The sequence below is a fragment of the Kitasatospora sp. NE20-6 genome, from assembly GCF_045862635.1.
In genome coordinates this window covers 120,500-133,778 of sequence record NZ_BPRL01000013.1, presented here as the reverse complement: position 1 = coordinate 133,778, position 13,279 = coordinate 120,500, and the positions used below count along the sequence as shown (strand labels likewise).

The following is a 13,279-nucleotide window of genomic DNA, read 5'->3' as shown; positions in this document are numbered from 1 at the left end:
GCCGCGGGGACGGGGACTGCGGGGACCTGCGGGGGGGGCCGGCCGCCGGGGTCAGCTGCCGGTGCCCTGGTACGCGCGCAGGCCGGCCCGCCAGGCGAGGGCTGCGGCGAGCACGCAGAGCGCCGCGGCGAGCGGGGAGGCGTACTGGAAGGCGGCGGGCAGGCCGAGCGGGTCGGGGTGGCCGAGGATGTGCAGGGCGGGCAGCCAGTTGACGAAGGCGAGCGGGACGCCGAAGACGGTGCCGGCGACGAGTTCTTTGGCGAAGATCGTCGGCGGGTACTGCAGGAGGGTGGCGCCGCCGTAGGTGAAGGAGTTCTGGAGTTCCTTGGCCTCGCCCCACCAGAACTGCAGGGTGGCGCCGCCGATGAAGACGCTCGCGAAGATGACGCTGCCGCAGAGCAGCAGGACGGGCACGAGCAGCACGCGGTCGGCCGTCCAGTGCACGGGCAGCTCGCCGATCGACCAGGCGAGGACGGCGGCGGCCTGGACGGGTCGGCCGAGGCGGCGCAGCGAGAAGCGCTCGGCGCAGAGCTGGGCGAGCACGGGGGCGGGCCGCACGAGCATGGTGTCGAGGGTGCCGGTGCGGATGCGGTCGCCGAGCAGGTCGACGGAGCCGACGAAGAGGTCGGCGGTGCCGAGGGCGAGGGCGGAGGTGCCGTAGAGGAAGCCGAGTTCGGGGAGGGTCCAGCCGCCGAGGGTGTCGGTGTGGCGGAACATCAGCACGACGACGACGAAGTCGAGGGAGGTGACGGCGATGTTGGCGATCGCCATGAGGGTGAACGAGGTGCGGTAGGACATCAGGGACCGCATCCACATGCCGGCCATCATCCGCCAGGCGCGGACGGCCCAGCGGGCGCGGGCCACGGGGCCGGTGCGGTGCAGCGTGCCGTCGAACCTGTCGAGTCCGTCGAGTCCGTCGAACCCGTCGAGTCCGTCGAAGGTTTCGGGGCTGCCGGAACCGCCGGAGCGGGCGGTCGGGGTCTCAGCCACCCTGCACCACCACCTTGCGGACGGCGAGTGCGAGCATCGCCCGTCCGGCGGCGAACAGCACGGCCGCCCAGACGAGCTGGAAGGCGAGGCCGGTGGCGAGGGCGGTCCCGGTGCGGCGTTCGAGGAGGACGTCGGTGGGGATCTGGATCAGGGCGGCCCAGGGCAGTACGGCGGCGAGGCGGCCCAGGAGGCCCGGGAAGAGCGTGATGGGCAGCAGCATGCCGGAGAAGAACATCGCGACGACGAGGGTGACGGCCCGGATGCCTTCGGAGTCGTGCAGCCAGAAGCCGGTGAGGGAGACGAGGAAGCGCAGCCCGAAGCTGACGACCACGGCGAGCAGCACGGACAGCAGGAAGGCCGCCCAGACCAGCGGCGAGCGGGGCAGCCGGATGTGGAAGACCAGCACGCCGGCGAGGGTGGGTACGGCGCCGCGGGCGAGCAGGTGGAAGGCGGCCCGGCCGAGGTCGGTGGCGAGCCACCAGGCCTGGAAGTCGACGGGCCGGTAGAGGTCGACGGCGATGTCGCCGCTGCGGAAGCGCTCCTGCACGTCGTCCTGGAAGCCGCCGCCCCAGACGGCGACGGTGACCAGCAGGGCCTGGCTGATCCAGATGTAGGTGACGGCCTGGTTGGCGTCGTAGCCGCCGAGGCCGGGCCTGGCGCGCCAGAGGGCGAGAAAGGTGTAGGCGAGGATGAAGCCGAAGACGGTGTTGGTGAAGGCGCCCGCGGCGGTGGCGGCGCGGTAGGTGGCGTAGCGCCGGAAGGCGCCGGCGGCGACGGCCCGGTGGACCGCGAGGGCGCCGGCCCGGGGCGGCCCGAGCTGCAGCTCTGACACTCGAATGTCTCCTTGTCGACTTTTCTGCGGACATCGACGGACGGTGGCGGACAGCACGCGCCCGGTGCGGCCCGGCTGCCCGCGCACACCCGCGCGGGCAGCCCGGAACCGCCCCGACCGGCACACCCCCGGGGGTGCGGGGCGGCGGGCGGAGCTGGGCGGTGCTGCGGTGCTGTGCGGTTGTCACCTTTCACCGTAGCGCCGCCGTCCGGCCGTCGCAGCCGATTTCCGGCACGCCCGGGCCGACCCGCAGAAACACCTGATTACGGGTCAAATCGCCCATAATCACCCCATGACCAGAGCGCAGCGAGCCAACCACCCCACGGGCGACCGGAACCACCGCCCCGGGCCGGACACCGCCACGCGCACCGACCCGCCCGCCCAGCGCCGCCCGCACGCCGCACCGGGCCGCACCGGGGAACCGCCCCTCCCCGGCCCTCCCGGCCCCCGGCGCCGCCACCGCCGCACCCCCGGCCACGACCGCCGCCGGCGACGCGAGGCCCGCCGGGCCCGCCGCCGCGCCCTCCCCCGCTGGCGCCGTGCCGTCCCCACCTGGCGCATGCTGCTGGGCGCCCTCGCCGGCGGCGTGCTCCTCGCCTGCGCGACCTTCGGTGCGCTCTACGCCGCCGTCCCCGTGCCCGACCCCAACGCGCACGCCCTCGCGCAGAGCAACGTCTACTACTACGCCGACGGCACCACCGAGATCGCCCGCACCGGCGCCGTCAACCGCGAGGACGTCCCGCTCTCCGAGATCCCCCTCGACACCCGCAACGCCGTCGTCTCCGCCGAGGACCGCACCTTCTACCGCAACCGGGGCGTCGACCTCAAAGGCATGGTCCGCGCCGCCTGGCAGAACGTCAGCCACCTCGGCGCCCCCGGCCGCGCCTTCCAGGGCGGCTCCACCATCACCCAGCAGTACGTCAAGAACTACTACCTGACGCAGGACCAGACCCTCACCCGCAAGGCCCGGGAGCTGTTCATCTCCCTCAAGGTCGACCGCCGCTCCACCAAGGACACCATCCTCGCGGGCTACCTCAACACCAGCTACTTCGGCCGCAACGCCTACGGCATCCAGACCGCCGCCCGCGCCTACTTCGGCACCGACGCCGCCCACCTCACCCTCGCCCAGGGCGCCTACCTCGCCACCCTCCTCCAGGCCCCCAGCGCCTACGACGTCAGAACCGCCAGCCCCGCCAACCGCGAGAAGGCCGTCGCCCGCTGGAACTACGTCCTCGACGGCATGGTGACCCTCGGCTTCCTCGACCCCGGCACCCGCGCCGGGCTCACCTTCCCCGACACCCTCGAACCCCAGGCCGCCCAAGGGCTCGAAGGACAGTCCGGCTACCTCGTCGACATCGCCGACGACTACCTCACCCAGACCGGCGTCCTCGACACCGCCACCCTCAAGGCCGGCGGCTGGCGCATCACCACCACCTTCGACAAGCCCCGCCAGGACGCCTTCGTCGACGCGGTCAAGCACGAACTCACCGCCGAACTCGACCCCGCCGCCCGGCCCCGCACCGACACCGACGTGCGCGTCGCCGGCGCCTCCGTCGAACCCGCCACCGGCCGCATCGTCGCCGCGTACGGCGGCCCCGACTACGCCGTCCAGCCCTACAACGACGCCCTCCGCCAGGACAACCAGGTCGGCTCCACCTTCAAGCCCGTCGACCTCGCCGCCGCCCTCGAAGGCGACCGCACCACCCAGGACGGCCACCCCATCACCACCCAGACCCTCTACGACGGCACCAGCGGCCGCACCGTCGTCGGCGGCCCCAGCCCGTACTCCCCGCCCAACGAGGACAACGAGAACCACGGCCCCATCACCCTGCGCCGCGCCATGATGCGGTCCGTCAACTCCGTCTACGCCCAGCTCGGCATCGACGCCGGACTCGACAACGTCCGCCGCACCGCCATCCGGCTCGGCCTCCCCGACAGCCTCCAGGGCATGGACCCCGACCACAGCTCCATGACCCTCGGCACCGCCACCCCCAGCGCCCTCGACCTCGCCGCCGTCTACGCGGCCCTCGCCAACCACGGCCAGGCCATCCGCCCCTGGGCCGTCAGCGCCCTCTCACGCCCCGGCACCCGCGAGGCACCCCCGCTGCCCGGGCACGAACCCACCGTCGCCGTCACCCGCACCAGCGCCGACGCCGTCACCGACGTGCTGCGCGACACCGTCGGCCCCGACGGCACCGGCTCCACCGCCCAGGCGCTCGGCCGCCCCGCCGCCGGCAAGACCGGCACCACCGACGACAACCGCTCCGCCTGGTTCGCCGGCTACACGCCCGAACTCGCCTCCGTCGTCGGCCTGTTCCGCGAGGACACCAAGACCCACGCCAAGGAGTCCCTCGCCGGCACCGCCGGGTACGAACGCATCAACGGCGGCACCTTCCCCGCCCGCATCTGGACCGCCTACATGGGCAGCGCCCTCAACGGCACCCCCGTCGGCCAGTTCGACCTCCAGCCCGGCCCCGGCAACACCGAACCGCCCGCACCCGTCAGCCAGGCCCCCAAGACCCCCAAGACCCCCAAGGCCCCCCAACCCGCCAAGCCGAAGCCCAAGCCCAAGCCGAAGCCCAAGGCCAAAACCACCGCGCCGGCGACCAAGCGCCCGGCCGCACCCCGGCCCCCCGCCGCCACCCGGCCCGCCGCGGCCGCACCACCCGCACCCGTCAGGCCCCCGGTTCCCCGGCCCACCCCCCGTCGGCCCTGACGGCCGCCGCAGGCCGCTGCGGCGACCCGCACCCGCGGGCCGCCGCAGCCGTCCGTCCACCACCAGCCGTCCACCACCGACCGACCGGCACGGACCGACGCGGGACCGCCGAAGCGCGGACCGTCAGATCGACAGCCCGTCAGGACGGCGGGCCGTCAGAACGCCAGGCCGTCGGAGCAGGGGGGGCGTCACAGGTACAGGCCCGTCGAGCCCTCCACACCGCTCAGCCGCTCCGCGGCCACCGCGTGCAGGTCGCGCTCCCGCAGCAGCACGTACGTCGCCCCGCGGACCTCCACCTCCAGCTTGTCCTCCGGGTCGTAGAGCACCCGGTCACCCGGCTCCACCGCCCGCACGCTCTGGCCGACCGCCACCGCCTCCGCCCAGGCGCAGCGCCGCGACAGCTCCGCCGTCGCCGGGATGAGGATGCCGCCCGTCGAACGGCGCTCCCCCTCCCCCGCCTCCGTGCGCACCAGCACCCGGTCGTGCAACATCCTGATCGGCAGCTTCTCCCCCAGCCGGTCGTGCCGGGTCTCGTCCTGCTGCGCGCCGCGCTCGTCGTTCTTGCTCACGCCCCCGACCGTACCCGCCCGCCCGGCGCCGGGCGCACGTCGCCCCGCGCGCTGCCCGGCATGCGGAAGGGCCGGTTCGCGTCCTGCGCGCCCCGGCCCTCCGTCCGTCCTCCCGGCGGGTCAGCCCCGGCGGCGCCGCCGCGCCGCGGCGACCAGCAGCAGCACGCCCGTGCCGACCAGCACCGCCGGCACCACCCGCTCCGGGCGCGGCCGGCCCTTGGCGTCCACGAACCCGGCCTTCGCCTGTTCCAGCGCGCCGCTGGCCGCCACGTACGCGCGACCGGCCTTCTGCTCCACGGCGCCGAGCACCCGCGCCTTCGTCTGCGCGACGACCGTCGCCGGGTGCACCCGCATCGCCAGCTCGTCCAGCGTGGAGGCGAGCCGCTCACGGGCCTGTGCGATGTCCGCCTCGATCTGGGCCGTCGTCCGCGGCGCCCCGTCCTTCGTGCTCGCCTGGGCCACTCGTGCCACCCCAATCACCGATGCTTGTCCGTACGAGGGGTCCAGTCTGTCAGCTCGCCCGGCGCCTCGCGCAGCGCCACCCACCGACAGGGGTAGGTTGACCGGGGTACGACCACCCGTCCAGCACGAGGAGAGATCCACCGTGAGCGAGCGCCTCAAGGCCGGCGACGCCGCCCCTGCCTTCACCCTGCCCGACGCCGACGGCAACCGGGTGTCCCTCGCCGACCACCTCGGCCGCAAGGTGATCGTCTACTTCTACCCCGCCGCGCTCACCCCCGGCTGCACCAGGCAGGCCTGCGACTTCACGGACAACCTGGAGGTCTTCTCCGGCGCCGGCTACGACGTCCTCGGCATCTCGCCCGACAAGCCGGGGAAGCTCGGCACGTTCCGCGACACCGAGAACCTCAAGGTCACGCTGCTCGCCGACGAGGACCGGTCCGTCCTGGAGGCGTACGGCGCCTACGGCGAGAAGAAGCTCTACGGCAAGACCGTGGTCGGCGTGATCCGCTCCACCGTCGTCGTCGACGAGGAGGGCAAGGTGGAGCACGCCCTCTACAACGTCAAGGCCACCGGCCACGTCGCGAAGCTGCTCCGCGACCTGAAGATCGGCGCCTGACCCTCCGTCGGCCCGCGGCGGGCACCGGGACCGCTCCCGGTGCCCGCCGCGGCGCGTTCCGGGCCGGTCCCGCGCCGGGGCGGTGCTGTCACCGTGTCACCGTCTCGTTCCGATGGCGTTCTGGGACGGACAAGACTCCACCGCACGCCTCCCCCGGCCGCTAGCGTCTCCGGTCACCGGGTCCAGCAGCCCGCGCCCACCACGACTCTGGAGACACCGTGCCGAGCACCGGATCCCGCACCGCCCGCACCCTCCTCGCCGCCGGCGCCCTCGCCGCCGCCCTCACCCTGACCGCGTGCGACCCGGACGGCGAGCCCGACGCCCTCCCGCCCGCCGGCTCCGGCACCCCGGCCACCGCCTCCGCGCCCGCCGCCCCGGCCACCGCCGCGACCACCGCCGCCGCGAGCAGACCTGCCACGCCCAAGGCGAGCCCGACGGCCAAGGCGGGCGGCAAGCACACCGTCGTCTCCGCGAAGACCGCCGGCGGGCTGACCCTGGCGACCGGCGACGACGCGATCACCGACGTGCCCGTCGACCCGGGCGAGATGCGCGACGGCATGAACCTCGTCGTCGAGAACTACCAGCGGGCGGGCCAGACCGGCGGCCGCCGCATCCTCTTCGTCGGCGTCGACAACGTGCCCGAGGACACCAGCAAGCGCCGCGAGCACCTGTGGCGCGGCCTCATCGAGTACGCCGAGGGCAACGGCTCCACCGGTCAGCCCACCACGGCGAACCCGTACGCCGCGGGCGCCCTGGGCGGCAGCCTGGAGTGCCTCTCCCTGGGGGCGGACGCGATCTGCGGCTGGGCCGACTCCTCGACCGCGGGCGTCGCGCTCGTCCCGGCCGCCACCCCGGCGGCGGCCGCGAAGCTCTTCGCCGCCATGCGGGCCGATCTGGAGCAGTGAGCCGCCGCGGGGCCCCCGCGCACGGCAGCGGTGGCGGCCGACCCCCCGACCGGGTCGACCGCCACCGCCGTCCGTCACCTCAGGTCAGTCAGCACGGACCGAGGTCGCTCCACACCCCCCACTGACCGGTGGTCGAGGGGTCCTCGCCCTGGGTCCACCACTTGTTGCTGTACTTGCGGCCCTTCCACGAGACCGTGGTGGTCGTGGCGTAGACCGTCGCCGTGTTCCAGCTCGGCGGCGTGCAGGTGCCGCCGGTCGGGCTCGCCGAGGTGCTCGGGGAGGTGCTGGCCGAGGTGCTCGGCGACGCGGACGCGCTGGCGCTGGCCGAGGCGCTCGCGCTCGGCGAGGCCGACTGCGAGGCGGAGGCCGACTGCGAGGCGGAGGCCGAGGCGCTCGGCGAGGCCGTCGAGCCGGTCGCGCCGCGGGTGAAGTCGCCCGCCAGTCCGTACAGCGTGCCGCTGACGCTGACCGTCCAGTTCGCCGGGGTCGAGACCGGCAGGTAGTAGACGAAGTCCATGTCGACCGACGCGCCCGGCGCCAGCGACTGCCAGCTCGGCAGCTTCACCGAGACGCGGTTGTACACGCCCTTCAGGCCGCCCACGTTGTTCGCCGCGGTGTGGTCCTGCCGGATCACGCTCAGGCCGAAGCCCGACTGGTCCTTGGCGTTGCCCGGGGCCGAGTTCGCGTAGTCGAACTGGAACTCCGTGCCGCCCGGCAGGGTCAGCGTCGAGTTGTTGACGATGTGGATCTTCGGGTTGATCGGGTAGTTCGAGTCGCCCAGCGCGAAGTTGGTGAACGACACGTCGATCGGCAGGGTCTGCTGCGGCAGCGCGATCGTCGACCGGGTCGCCCCGTACGCCGACGCCGCCTTGAACTTGTCGTACATCAGCGAGGTCAGGGTCGAGCCCTGCACGTACTCGCCCTTGCCGCCGTTCGCGGTGGCGTCCCACCTGTAGTCGCCCGCGAGCTCCCAGATCATCGTGCCGCCGGCACCCTGGGCGACCACGTAGTCGGCCTTCGCGGCCACCGACTCCTCGTCCTCGGTGGAGAGGAACACCTTCTTGGAGTCGTTCCACAGCCACGGCGCCACCAGCGAGGAGCTGTAGTTGCGGGTGTAGCTGCCCTGCAGCGCGGTGTCGGTCAGGCCGTACTTGGAGAGGTAGTCCGGGACGACGCCCTTCTCCAGGTTCTTGGCGTGCCACATCGGGTTGGAGCCCGCCGGGGCCTCCTTGCCGTTGTCGTCCAGGTCGTGCCACAGGTTGTCGATGCCGACCGCGCCGTCACCGCAGGACGTCAGCCCGGCGCCCGCCGGGCAGGTGCTCGTCGACGCCGTACCCCACAGGCCGTTGGTCCCGCCCGTGACGTTCTTGAACCCGCGCGTGTAGTAGGGCAGGCCGATGTTGACCCGGCCGGCCGTCATCGCACCGCGGAAGTAGTGGTACGCCCAGTCGGTGTTCAGGTAGCCGATGCCGCCGTACTGCGAGGTGCCGTACACGTTGGCGGCGGCGAGCTCGCCGTCCTTGCCGTCGTCGTACAGCGAGGCGTTCGGGCCCACGTACTTGTTCCAGGCGCCGTGCAGGTCGTACGACATGATGTTGACGTAGTCCAGGTACTGCGCCACCTGGAACGTCTCCATGCCGCGCAGCAGGTAGCCGGAGGACGGCGCCGCGACCGACAGCATGTAGTACTTGCTGTCCGTGGCACCAGCGCGGTCGAGCTTCTCGCGCAGCGTCTTCATCAGCGCCGCGTACCCCTTGACCAGCGAACCGCGCTTGGCGTTGGAGGTCGCGGCGTCGAGCGGGTTGCCCGCGTCCTTCATCGACGTCGGGTACTCGTAGTCGATGTCGACGCCGTTGAAGCCGTACTTCTTGACGAAGTCGACCGCCGAGTCCGCGAAGGTGTTGATGCCGGCCTGGTTGACCGAGCCGTCCGCGTTGACCGTCATCGAGTAGAAGCCGCCGGAGCCGACGCGCTTGCCGTCGTCTCCGAAGTAGCCGCCGGTCTCCGCCCAGCCGCCGACCGAGACGAGGGTCTTGACGTTGGGGTACTGCTTCTTGAACTTCGTCAGCAGGTTGAAGTGACCCTTGTACGGCAGGCTCGGGTCCATCTCGGCACCGGCCACGCCGGGGAAGGTCATCCCGGTCGCCGCGTTGGTCGCAGAATCCGTGCCGACCGACACCTTGTTGTCGCTGCCGACGTGCGCGAACGCGTAGTTGAGGTGGGTCACCTTGTCCCACGGGATGTTGTTCACCAGGTAGGCCGGCGTGCCGTCCTGCCCGGTGCGCCAACCGGTGAAGTAGCCGATGATGCGGCGCTGGTGGTCCGCGCCCATCTTCTCGCGGCCCGCGGTGTCGTAGACGTCGCAGTAGGGGACGTTCACGCCGGGCGTGCTGTACATGCCGTCGGGACGACACGACTGGTTGTCGACGGCCGCCTGCGAGGGCGACGCACCGAGCGTCGCCACGAGCAGACCCGCGAGGCCGGCCACGGCCGAGGCGACGAACGCCGTCCGGCGGCCGGAGCCCTCGCGACGGCCTGCGGCGGTGGGACGCTGCACCGTCAGGTTTCGGTTCAACACTCGGTCCTCCAGGAGAGAGTGTCGGCACGTCCGGTTGGGGCGCGGACGTGCAAGTGGGGGAGGGTAGGACGCACCGCGGCCGACGCACCGTCAACCGCCCGGCGGCCGTCCCGCAGATTGGGCCCGAAGGTATGTGGTCTGAACCACTTCGGTCAATAGGTCTGTACCAATAACCTGCCGCCGCCCCGTGACCCCCCGCCCGCACACTCGTTCTCACACCAGGGGACGGGTACTGCTCACAGGAACCCACAGGGGGAAGCACATGCAGGTCAGATACACCCGCGAACTCCTCGCCGAGACGGCGGCTGCGGCCGTCAGCGTCAACGACATGCTGCGCAGGCTCGGCACACGGCCCGCCGGAGGAGCTCACAGCTACCTCAGCAAGCGGATCAAGCACTACGGGATCGACACCTCCCACTTCCACACGCCCCTGGGCACCCGGAGGAGGCCGTGCCCGCCCGAGCAGCTCGCGGCGGCGGCAGCGGCGAGCCGGAGCATCGCCGGCACGCTGCGCGCCCTGGGCCTCCCCGACACCGCGGCCTGCCGGGCACTGCTGAAGTCCGGCATCCGGGAACACGGCATCGACACCTCGCACTTCACCGGCGCCGCCCACAACAAGGGCCGCAGGACGGGGCCGCTCAGGGCTCCCGCGGATCTCCTGGTGCGGCTGCCCGCGGGCAGCAACCGCATCCGCGGCCGACAGCTGCGCGCCATGCTCGTCCACCTCGGCCGCCCCGATGCCTGTGCCGACTGCGGGACAGGGCCGGAGTGGCAGGGCCGGGTCCTGACCCTGGAAGTCGATCACATCAATGGCGACTGGCTCGACAACCGCGCGGAGAACCTCCGCCTGCTCTGCCCGAACTGCCACGCGGTCACGGACACGTACTGCGGACGGAACAGGCGAGGGGACTGACCGGAATCCCTGCGGCGCCGCCGTCGGCCCAAACGGTACGCTGTGGTGCGGCGTGCGCCCGTACTCCAGCTGGCTAGAGAGCTGCGGTTTAGGTCCGCAGGGTCGTGGGTTCGAGTCCCACCGGGCGTACAGATACAGACCGGCCCCTCACCTTCGAAACGAAGGTGAGGGGCCGGTCCCGTTCAGCCCAGCAGCTCGCGGACGACCGGGGCCAGGGCGCGGAAGGCCTGCCCGCGGTGGCTGATGGCGTTCTTCTCCGCCGGGGTCAGCTCCGCACACGTACGGCTCTCGCCGAGGGGCTGGAGGATCGGGTCGTAGCCGAAGCCGCCGTCGCCGGCCGGCGCGGTGCGCAGCGTGCCGAGGAGCCGGCCCTCGACGACGCGTTCGGTGCCGTCGGGGAGGGCGAAGGCGGCGGCGCAGGCGAAGTGGGCGCCGCGGTGCGGTTCGGCGATGTCGGAGAGCTGGGCGAGGAGGAGGTCGAGGTTGGCGCGGTCGTCGCCGTGCTTGCCGGACCAGCGGGCGGAGAGGATGCCGGGGGCGCCGCCGAGGACGTCGACGCAGAGGCCGGAGTCGTCGGCGACGGCGGGGTGGCCGGTGGCCTTCGCGAGGGCATGGGCCTTGAGGAGGGCGTTCTCGGCGAAGGTGATGCCGGTCTCGGGGACGTCGGGGATCTCGGGGTAGGCGTCGGCTCCGACGAGTTCGACGTCGAGTCCGGCGTCGCCGAGGATGTCGCGGAGTTCGGCGACCTTGTGGCGGTTCCGGGTGGCGAGGACGAGGCGTCGTGTGGTCATGCGGCCACCCTAGCGAGGATCAGGCGCAGGCTTTGGTGAGGTTGCCGGCGGCGTCCGCGAGGGGCTTGAGGTCGGGGACCTGCTGGCTGTCGATGGCCTTCTGGGCGTTGTCGACCTGGGTCTGGAGGTCGGTGACGGCCTGGGAGACGTCGGTGTCGCTGGAGTTGCGGCCGAGCTGGTCGAGGTCGTTCTTGAGCTGCTGGAGGGCCTGTCCGGCGGCGGCGGGGTCGTTGGCGGCGTTGTTGAAGGCGTCGCCCGCCTGGGTGATGTCGTTGGTGATGCGGATGGCGGTGTTGCCGCAGTCGACGGCGCGCTGGACGGCGGAGCAGCTGACGGCGCTGAGCGGGAGGACGAGGGCGAGGCCGGCCACGGCGAGGGTGGTGGAGCGGGTGAGGCGGTCCGGCATCGGGGTCCTCCGCTGGTGGGTGGTCACTCGGTCGGTGCGGTGCTTCGGTGCTTCGGTGCTTCGGTGCTTCGGTGGTGAGGACGGTGGGTCGGGTGTCCTCGGTTCCGAACGGTACGGGCTGCGGGCGCGCGGTGTACAGGATGCGCGCCCGCGGCCCGGCGGCGGGTCAGTTCTGGAGCTGTTCGAGGGTCTTGCGCTGGATCTCGTCGAGTTCGGCGCAGCCGAGGGTGCCGAGGTCGAGGAGCTGGTCGAGGAGGGCGCGGTCGAAGGGGGCGCCTTCGGCGGTGCCCTGGACCTCGACGAAGCGGCCGTCGCTGGTGCAGACGATGTTCATGTCGGTGCCGGCGCGGACGTCCTCCTCGTAGCGGAGGTCGAGCATGGGGGTGCCGTCGATGATGCCGACGCTGACGGCGCTGACGCCGCCGGTGAGGGGCTGGCCCTTGGCGCGGAGGATCTTCTTGTCTCGGGCCCAGGCGATGGCGTCGGCGAGGGCGACGTAGGCGCCGGTGATGGCGGCGGTGCGGGTGCCGCCGTCGGCCTGGAGGACGTCGCAGTCGAGGACGATGGTGTTCTCGGCGAGGGCGCGGTGGTCGATGACGGCGCGGAGGGAGCGGCCGATGAGGCGGCTGATCTCGTGGGTGCGTCCGCCGATCTTGCCGCGGACGGCTTCGCGGTCGCCGCGGGTGTTGGTGGCGCGGGGGAGCATGGAGTATTCGGCGGTGACCCAGCCTTCGCCGGTGCCCTTGCGCCAGCGGGGGACGCCTTCGGTGACGCTGGCGGTGCAGAGGACTTTGGTGTCGCCGAAGGAGACGAGGACGGAGCCTTCTGCGTGCTTGCTCCAGCCTCGTTCGATGGTGACGGGGCGGAGCTGGTCGGGGGTGCGGCCGTCGATGCGTGACATAGGCACCGAGCGTAGCTGTTGGGGGGACGGCTGCGGCCCGCCGTCCGGGTGGTCGGCGGGCCGCGGGGCGTGCGGGCGGGTCAGTCCATCATGTCTTCGATCTCGCCGGCGATGGGGTCCGCGTCGGTGCCGATGACGACCTGGATGGCGGTGCCCATCTTGACGACGCCGTGGGCGCCGGCGGCCTTCAGGGCGGCCTCGTCGACGAGCTCGGGGTTGACGACCTCGGTGCGCAGGCGGGTGATGCAGCCTTCGACCTCTTCGATGTTGTCGATTCCGCCGAGGCCGGCGACGATCTTCTCTGCCTTGCTGGCCATGTGTGTCTCCCTGTGTGTCGGCGGTGCGGCGGCGGTGCCGCCGGGTGCCGTCCTGCGTTGGTGCGTGTGGTGCCGTGGGTGGTGACGCGGGTTCACCGTGCCACCGTGGCGCGACCAGCATTTCCCGTTTCGGGGTGATTTGCCACGTCAGTTCACTTTTGGCCCATTTCGGCGCGCACGGCCGCGCGCCGGGGCCGGAGGATGGCGATCACCGGGGCCGTGGGCCCGGTTCCCGCCTGCCTCCAAGTGGTCTACACCAATATTAGGTGCACAACGGACAACG

At 72.4% G+C, this 13,279-nt stretch carries 13 protein-coding genes and 1 tRNA gene; 5 read left to right on the top strand and 9 right to left on the bottom strand.

What is annotated here, in order from left to right; translation table 11 throughout:
* Positions 1–51 precede the first annotated feature (51 nt).
* Both SNE206_RS14425 and SNE206_RS14420 read right to left on the bottom strand, forming a co-directional pair.
* Positions 52–990, bottom strand: a complete 939-nt coding sequence (locus SNE206_RS14425; protein WP_407913717.1) for an ABC transporter permease — start codon at positions 988–990, stop codon at positions 52–54.
* Complete coding sequence (locus SNE206_RS14420) at positions 983–1,822, bottom strand: ABC transporter permease (protein ID WP_407913716.1); 840 nt, start codon at positions 1,820–1,822, stop codon at positions 983–985. The genes SNE206_RS14425 and SNE206_RS14420 overlap by 8 nt, the downstream gene beginning before the upstream one ends.
* 292 nt (positions 1,823–2,114) lie before the next feature.
* Here SNE206_RS14420 and SNE206_RS14415 point away from each other — a divergent pair, with 292 nt between their 5' ends.
* Complete coding sequence (locus tag SNE206_RS14415) at positions 2,115–4,538, top strand: transglycosylase domain-containing protein (RefSeq protein WP_407913715.1); 2,424 nt, start codon at positions 2,115–2,117, stop codon at positions 4,536–4,538.
* Positions 4,539–4,726: 188 nt separating this feature from the next.
* Here the strand turns inward: SNE206_RS14415 and SNE206_RS14410 are convergent, their stop codons facing one another.
* Both SNE206_RS14410 and SNE206_RS14405 read right to left on the bottom strand, forming a co-directional pair.
* Positions 4,727–5,029 carry a GroES family chaperonin gene (locus SNE206_RS14410; RefSeq protein ID WP_405015503.1) on the bottom strand — a complete coding sequence of 101 codons (303 nt, stop codon included), beginning with the start codon at positions 5,027–5,029 and terminating at the stop codon, positions 4,727–4,729.
* A 198-nt stretch (positions 5,030–5,227) separates the two neighbouring features.
* Positions 5,228–5,569, bottom strand: coding sequence for a DUF3618 domain-containing protein (locus SNE206_RS14405; protein WP_407913714.1), 342 nt, complete (start codon positions 5,567–5,569; stop codon positions 5,228–5,230).
* 142 nt (positions 5,570–5,711) lie between these two features.
* Here SNE206_RS14405 and bcp point away from each other — a divergent pair, with 142 nt between their 5' ends.
* Entirely contained in the window at positions 5,712–6,185 is a 474-nt protein-coding gene (bcp, locus tag SNE206_RS14400; protein WP_407913713.1) for a thioredoxin-dependent thiol peroxidase, read from the top strand.
* A 218-nt stretch (positions 6,186–6,403) separates the two neighbouring features.
* Complete coding sequence (locus tag SNE206_RS14395) at positions 6,404–7,090, top strand: hypothetical protein (protein WP_407913712.1); 687 nt, start codon at positions 6,404–6,406, stop codon at positions 7,088–7,090.
* Between the two features lie 88 nt (positions 7,091–7,178).
* Here SNE206_RS14395 and SNE206_RS14390 read toward each other — a convergent pair whose 3' ends face one another.
* Positions 7,179–9,578, bottom strand: a complete 2,400-nt coding sequence (locus SNE206_RS14390; RefSeq protein WP_407913770.1) for a chitinase C-terminal domain-containing protein — start codon at positions 9,576–9,578, stop codon at positions 7,179–7,181.
* A 352-nt stretch (positions 9,579–9,930) separates the two neighbouring features.
* On the opposite strand from SNE206_RS14390, the gene SNE206_RS14385 reads away from it, so the two are divergent.
* Both SNE206_RS14385 and SNE206_RS14380 read left to right on the top strand, forming a co-directional pair.
* Positions 9,931–10,581, top strand: coding sequence for an HNH endonuclease (locus tag SNE206_RS14385; RefSeq protein ID WP_407913711.1), 651 nt, complete (start codon positions 9,931–9,933; stop codon positions 10,579–10,581).
* 54 nt (positions 10,582–10,635) lie between these two features.
* Positions 10,636–10,710, top strand: a tRNA-Leu gene (locus SNE206_RS14380).
* Positions 10,711–10,763: 53 nt separating this feature from the next.
* On the opposite strand, the gene rdgB is transcribed toward SNE206_RS14380, so the two are convergent.
* The 4 genes from rdgB to SNE206_RS14360 all read right to left on the bottom strand — a co-directional run bounded on the left by rdgB (position 10,764) and on the right by SNE206_RS14360 (position 12,996).
* On the bottom strand, positions 10,764–11,372 hold the full coding sequence (gene rdgB / locus SNE206_RS14375; protein WP_407913710.1) for an RdgB/HAM1 family non-canonical purine NTP pyrophosphatase: 609 nt from the start codon (positions 11,370–11,372) through the stop codon (positions 10,764–10,766).
* A 19-nt stretch (positions 11,373–11,391) separates the two neighbouring features.
* On the bottom strand, positions 11,392–11,778 hold the full coding sequence (locus SNE206_RS14370) for a hypothetical protein (protein WP_407913709.1): 387 nt from the start codon (positions 11,776–11,778) through the stop codon (positions 11,392–11,394).
* Positions 11,779–11,944: 166 nt separating this feature from the next.
* The gene (gene rph, locus SNE206_RS14365; RefSeq protein ID WP_407913708.1) at positions 11,945–12,679 is read right to left on the bottom strand and encodes a ribonuclease PH; all 735 of its coding nucleotides are present in this window, start codon (positions 12,677–12,679) and stop codon (positions 11,945–11,947) included.
* A gap of 80 nt (positions 12,680–12,759) precedes the next feature.
* A complete protein-coding gene (locus SNE206_RS14360; RefSeq protein ID WP_045306667.1) occupies positions 12,760–12,996 on the bottom strand; it encodes a glucose PTS transporter subunit EIIB in 237 nt (78 codons plus the stop codon).
* Positions 12,997–13,279: the final 283 nt, after the last annotated feature.